We start from the raw sequence: 4,487 nt of genomic DNA, 5'->3' as shown, positions 1-4,487 counted from the left end.
CGCTGCCCCCGCCGAGCCCGCCGCCGCCGCGGCGCCGCGCCGCCGTCCGCCGCGGGGACGGCGCTTCGGCCGACCGCCCTGGATCCTGGTGCTGCCCGCCCTCCTGGGCGTGGCCTTCCTCGTGCTGCCCATGGCGGGCCTGCTGGTCAGCGCGCCCTGGCCCACCATGGGCGGTCGCCTGACCGAGCCCGAGGTGCTGGCGGCCCTGTGGCTGTCCCTGTCCACCGCCACCGCCGCCACGGCCGTGTCCCTGCTCCTCGGGGTGCCGCTGGCCTGGCTGCTGGCCCGCACCGACTTCCCCGGGTGCCGCCTGGTGCGCGCCCTGGTCACCGTCCCGCTGGTGATGCCGCCCGTGGTCGGCGGCGTGGCGCTGCTGCTGGTCCTGGGGCGCAACGGGATCGTGGGCCGCCACCTGGACGCCTGGTTCGGGATCACCCTGCCCTTCACCCCCGCCGCCGTGGTCCTGGCCCAGGTGTTCGTCGCCATGCCGTTCCTGGTGATCAGCGTGGAGGGCGCGCTGCGCGGCGCGGACCGCCGCTACGAGGAGGCCGCCGCCACCCTGGGCGCCAGCCGGGCGGCCGTCTTCGCCCGCGTCACCCTGCCCATGGTGCTGCCGGGCATCGCCGCGGGAGCGGTCCTGTGCTGGTCGCGGGCCCTGGGCGAGTTCGGCGCCACCATCACCTTCGCCGGGAACTTCCCGGGCACCACGCAGACCATGCCGCTGGCCGTGTACGTGGCCATGCAGCGCGACCCCGAGGCCGCCATCGTGCTCAGCCTGATCCTGCTGGCGGTCTGCCTGGCCGTCCTGGCCACCCTGCGCGAGAGGTGGACGAACGCCTGATGGCCCCGAACCACCGCCCTGACGAGACCGCGCCCGACCCCGGATCCGGCTCCGCACCAGCGCCCGAACGCACGGCCCCGACCCCGGCCGCACACGCCTCCGGGCCCGAACGCACGTCCACGTCCGCGTCCTCGGCCGCGTCCACGCCCGTACCCGCGCTGGAGGCGGACCTGCGCCTGAGCCGGGGCGCCTTCACCCTGGAGGCCTCCCTGACGGTGCGCCCGGGGGAGATCCTCGCCCTGCTGGGACCCAACGGCGCGGGCAAGTCCTCGGCGCTGCGCGCCCTGGCCGGACTGGTGCCCCTCACCGGCGGACGCGTCCTCGTGGACGGGCGCGACCAGACCAGGACACCCGTGGAGCACCGCCCCATCGGCATGGTCTTCCAGGACTACCTGCTCTTCCCGCACATGAGCGCCCTGGACAACGTGGCCTTCGGCCCCCGCCGCCAGGGCCTGTCGCGGGCGGCGGCCCGCGAGCGCGCCGCCGAACTGCTCGCCCACATGGACCTGTCCGCGTACGCGCGCGTGCGGCCGCGCCGCCTCTCCGGCGGCCAGGCCCAGCGCGTGGCGCTGGCCCGCGCCCTGGCCGTGCGCCCGCGCCTGCTGCTGCTCGACGAGCCCATGGCCGCCCTGGACGCCAGCACCCGCATCGACGTGCGCGCCCGGCTGCGCCACCTGCTGGAGGAGTTCGACGGGGCCACGGTGCTGGTCACCCACGACCCGCTCGACGCCATGGTGCTCGCCGACCGGGTGGCGGTGATCGAGGAGGGCCGGGTCGTCCAGCAGGGCGAGCCCGCCGAGGTGGCGCGGCGCCCCCGCACCGCCTACGTCGCGCGGCTGGTGGGGCTCAACCTCTTCCGGGGCGCGGCCGAGGGCACCACCGTCACCCTGGACGGCGACGGGCCCGGCGGGCCCGTCCGGGTGGAGGCGCACGAGGCGCACCGGGGACCGGCCCTGGTGGCCTTCCCGCCGCGCGCCGTGGCCCTGTACCCGCACCGTCCGCACGGCAGTCCGCGCAACGTGTGGCGGTTGAGGGTGGAGGGGATCGAGCGGTTCGGCGACCAGGTGCGGGTGCACCTGGCGGGGAACCCCTCCCTGGCCGCCGACATCAGCCCGGCGGCCCTGGCCGAACTGGGACTGGCCCGGGGGGACGCGGTGTGGGCGGGGGTCAAGGCCGCCGAGGTCGAGTGCTACCCCGGTTGACCCCCGGCGGGTCCGACCCTCGGGACCGCGTCGGCGCGGAGGGGGTTCGGGCCCGGGCGGCGGGTCGCACCCCCCGGAGGAAACCGATTTTTCTACCCAGAATCGGGCATGGAAACCCACATCGGAAAACCTGTGCACACCTGGATATCTCAGGTACACCCGGGGGAGACTGTAAGTCTGGCGACGACTGTCCTTCCCCCCGTGGCCGAGGAGGGTTCCATGTCCCTGAGAGAGCACGAGAGAAGAATCCTCGCGGAGATCGAGCGGCAGCTCAGCGAGGAGGAACCGGACCTGGCCGGACGGCTGGAGTCCTTCGGGTCGGGGGATCCCGACGCTCCGGCCGACCCCGGCCTGGGCGGCTGGAAACCGTGGGTGGCGTGCGGCCTGATCGCCGCGGTCACCGCGGGCCTGCTCGTGATGCTGTTCGTGCTCACCCCGAGCACGCCGCAGCCGTCCGCGCCCGCGGTGCCCACCGAAACCTCGCAGACCACCGGCGACCCGGCGCCCGATCCGGACCCGGAGCCCGCGCCGGAGGGACCCGAGACCGTCGGAACCTCCTGACCGGAGCCCCGCTCCGCGGCCGCGCGGCCTCTCCCGGGACACGTGACGGGCGGTGTGCACCCGCCGCACACCGCCCGTCACGTGCCCTGGACCGCGCGCGTGCGGCTCAGGCTCCGCGGCCGAGGACGACGGTCCAGTAGGGGCCGCCGTCGCCCTTCACCACGCCCACGCCGATGTGCTCGGCCTCGCAGTCGGCGAGCACCTGGTTGTGGCCGTGGCGCGTCCAGGCCTCCACCGCCTCCTCGGCCGTCTCGAAGCCGTTGGCCACGATCTCGCCCGAAGGGTGCGCGTAGCCCAGGCCGCGGGCCCGGTCCCTGGCCGACGAGCTGCCGCCGAAGAAGCCGCCGCCGGGGAACCCGCTGTCGCCCGCCTGGTCCTGGCTGTGCTCCCGCGCGGCCCGGGTGAGCAGTTCGTGGGCGCTCAGCTTCCCGCACCCGTACCCGGGCCTCTTGTCGTTGACCAGCCGCACGACCTCGGCCTCGGCCTCGGTCCAGGGGTCGGCCGGTTCCTCCTGGGACCAGGGCGGGGGCCAGCCGCCGCCGGATCCCGCCCCCTGGACCGCGGACGGGGTCCCGCCGCCGGCGAACACGTCGCCGGGGTCGGCCGCGCCGGTCACACCCGCGCAGCACACGGCCGCCGCGGCCATCCCCGCGAGGGCACGGCCTCGAAGCAGGTTTCGCATGTCTTTCCACCTCCCGTGCGCGGGGGAGCGTGTACCGCGCCGTGCCCGCGCACACCAGGGGCGGACAGCCGTGAAGGCCGTCCGCCCGCAACCTCGCGGGAACTCAGTTCGCCTTGCTGGTGGTCCTGTCCACCGTGGCTCCGTGCATGGAGGCGGTGTAGGTCACGTACTCGTAGTAGACCTTGCCGTCGTCGCCGACGCGGCTGTGGACCACGGTCATGGTGGCGCCCTCGGCGCTGGCGCTGCCGAAGTCCTTCTCGAAGACCGCGTCGGCCATCGCGACCGAGGGCGCACCCAGCGCCAGGCCGAAGGCCACACCGGTCAGGGACAGCACTCGTCGTAGTCGGACCATCGTCCTTCCCCTCCTCGGGTTGGGTCGGGTCACGCCCGACGGAAACGGGATGCCTAGTTCGCACCGCTCACGATGCTGTGGGAGGCGGCGCCGTCGTGGCCCGCCCAGGTGGCGCTCTTCTTGTAGAAGGAGCCGCCGTTGTCCCAGTGGTCGTGGCCCTTGTCGCCCTTGCCACCCTTGTGGCCGTGGCCGTGGCCGTGGCCGTTGCCGTCGAAGGCGACAGCGGTCACGCTGTGGCTCGCGGCGCCATCGATGCCGGCGGCGCTGGACTCACCCGAGAAGAAGCTGTCCGCCATAGCGGTGGCCGGGGCGCCGAAGGCCAGGGCCGGAACGGCGACGGAGGCGAAGGCGATCCGAGTGAGAGTCTTGCGGTTCATCCTGTGTCCTTTCGAGGCGGACCGACGATCTGTCGGTCCGGTGGCACCGATCCCCCCAGCTCGACCCTCGGGAGAACCGTTCTCCTGGCGCCATCCGTAGATCTGCCCCGGGTCCCCGCTCACTAACTCTTAGTAGTCACTAAATAACTTAAAGTAATACTTGGTTGTTTTGGGTCGGATTTTTCCTGCTTGAGGCGGGCCCATGCCCGCGGCCGGGGACAGGGGGCCGACCGGCCCCGGAAGAGAGCGGGACGGGGCCGCGGCACGCTGCGGAACCAGGGGCATCGTAGACGCCGGGAACCGGCGCCGACACAGGCCACGCCGTCGCGGGCGCGCGCGGCGGGGACCGCTTCCGGCCGGGTCAGCGCGGGCCGTACCCGCCCGCGGGCCGCGACACCGTACTTCCCCGGGGGAGCACCGCGTGGCGCACGTGCGCCCTTCACGCCGACGGCGCGCACCGGCGGTGCCGGTG

6 protein-coding genes are annotated in these 4,487 nt (G+C 74.3%); 3 read left to right on the top strand and 3 right to left on the bottom strand.

What is annotated here, in order from left to right; genetic code table 11:
• The 3 genes from DQW06_RS03750 to DQW06_RS03740 all read left to right on the top strand — a co-directional run.
• Window positions 1-841: ABC transporter permease (locus DQW06_RS03750; RefSeq protein WP_232832946.1), on the top strand; the 841-nt coding region annotated here is incomplete at its 5' end.
• Window positions 841-2,043, top strand: a complete 1,203-nt coding sequence (locus DQW06_RS03745) for an ABC transporter ATP-binding protein (RefSeq protein ID WP_083555276.1) — start codon at window positions 841-843, stop codon at window positions 2,041-2,043. The genes DQW06_RS03750 and DQW06_RS03745, both read left to right, overlap by 1 nt.
• 219 nt (window positions 2,044-2,262) lie before the next feature.
• The gene (locus tag DQW06_RS03740) at window positions 2,263-2,604 is read left to right on the top strand and encodes a DUF3040 domain-containing protein (protein ID WP_071623213.1); all 342 of its coding nucleotides are present in this window, start codon (window positions 2,263-2,265) and stop codon (window positions 2,602-2,604) included.
• A gap of 106 nt (window positions 2,605-2,710) precedes the next feature.
• On the opposite strand, the gene DQW06_RS03735 is transcribed toward DQW06_RS03740, so the two are convergent.
• The 3 genes from DQW06_RS03735 to DQW06_RS03725 all read right to left on the bottom strand — a co-directional run bounded on the left by DQW06_RS03735 (window position 2,711) and on the right by DQW06_RS03725 (window position 4,015).
• Complete coding sequence (locus DQW06_RS03735) at window positions 2,711-3,286, bottom strand: CAP domain-containing protein (RefSeq protein ID WP_232238468.1); 576 nt, start codon at window positions 3,284-3,286, stop codon at window positions 2,711-2,713.
• Window positions 3,287-3,389: 103 nt separating this feature from the next.
• Window positions 3,390-3,638, bottom strand: coding sequence for a hypothetical protein (locus DQW06_RS03730; protein WP_013153580.1), 249 nt, complete (start codon window positions 3,636-3,638; stop codon window positions 3,390-3,392).
• Window positions 3,639-3,691: 53 nt separating this feature from the next.
• Window positions 3,692-4,015 (bottom strand): hypothetical protein, encoded by a 324-nt coding sequence (locus DQW06_RS03725; protein ID WP_071622258.1) that lies wholly within the window; start codon window positions 4,013-4,015, stop codon window positions 3,692-3,694.
• Window positions 4,016-4,487: the final 472 nt, after the last annotated feature.

This window comes from Nocardiopsis sp. TNDT3, from assembly GCF_003427465.1.
Taxonomy (GTDB): domain Bacteria; phylum Actinomycetota; class Actinomycetes; order Streptosporangiales; family Streptosporangiaceae; genus Nocardiopsis; species Nocardiopsis dassonvillei.
Note: the sequence above shows the minus strand (reverse complement) of the source record. Positions and strands in the feature narration are given on the sequence as shown.

What these genes read in the sequence shown, in the direction of transcription:
- DQW06_RS03745 (WP_083555276.1), top strand. Translation starts at nt 841, where the DNA reads ATGGCCCCGAACCACCGCCCTGACGAGACCGCGCCCGACCCCGGATCC.
- DQW06_RS03740 (WP_071623213.1), top strand. Translation starts at nt 2,263, where the DNA reads ATGTCCCTGAGAGAGCACGAGAGAAGAATCCTCGCGGAGATCGAGCGG.
- DQW06_RS03735 (WP_232238468.1), bottom strand. Translation starts at nt 3,286, where the DNA reads ATGCGAAACCTGCTTCGAGGCCGTGCCCTCGCGGGGATGGCCGCGGCG.
- DQW06_RS03730 (WP_013153580.1), bottom strand. Translation starts at nt 3,638, where the DNA reads ATGGTCCGACTACGACGAGTGCTGTCCCTGACCGGTGTGGCCTTCGGC.
- DQW06_RS03725 (WP_071622258.1), bottom strand. Translation starts at nt 4,015, where the DNA reads ATGAACCGCAAGACTCTCACTCGGATCGCCTTCGCCTCCGTCGCCGTT.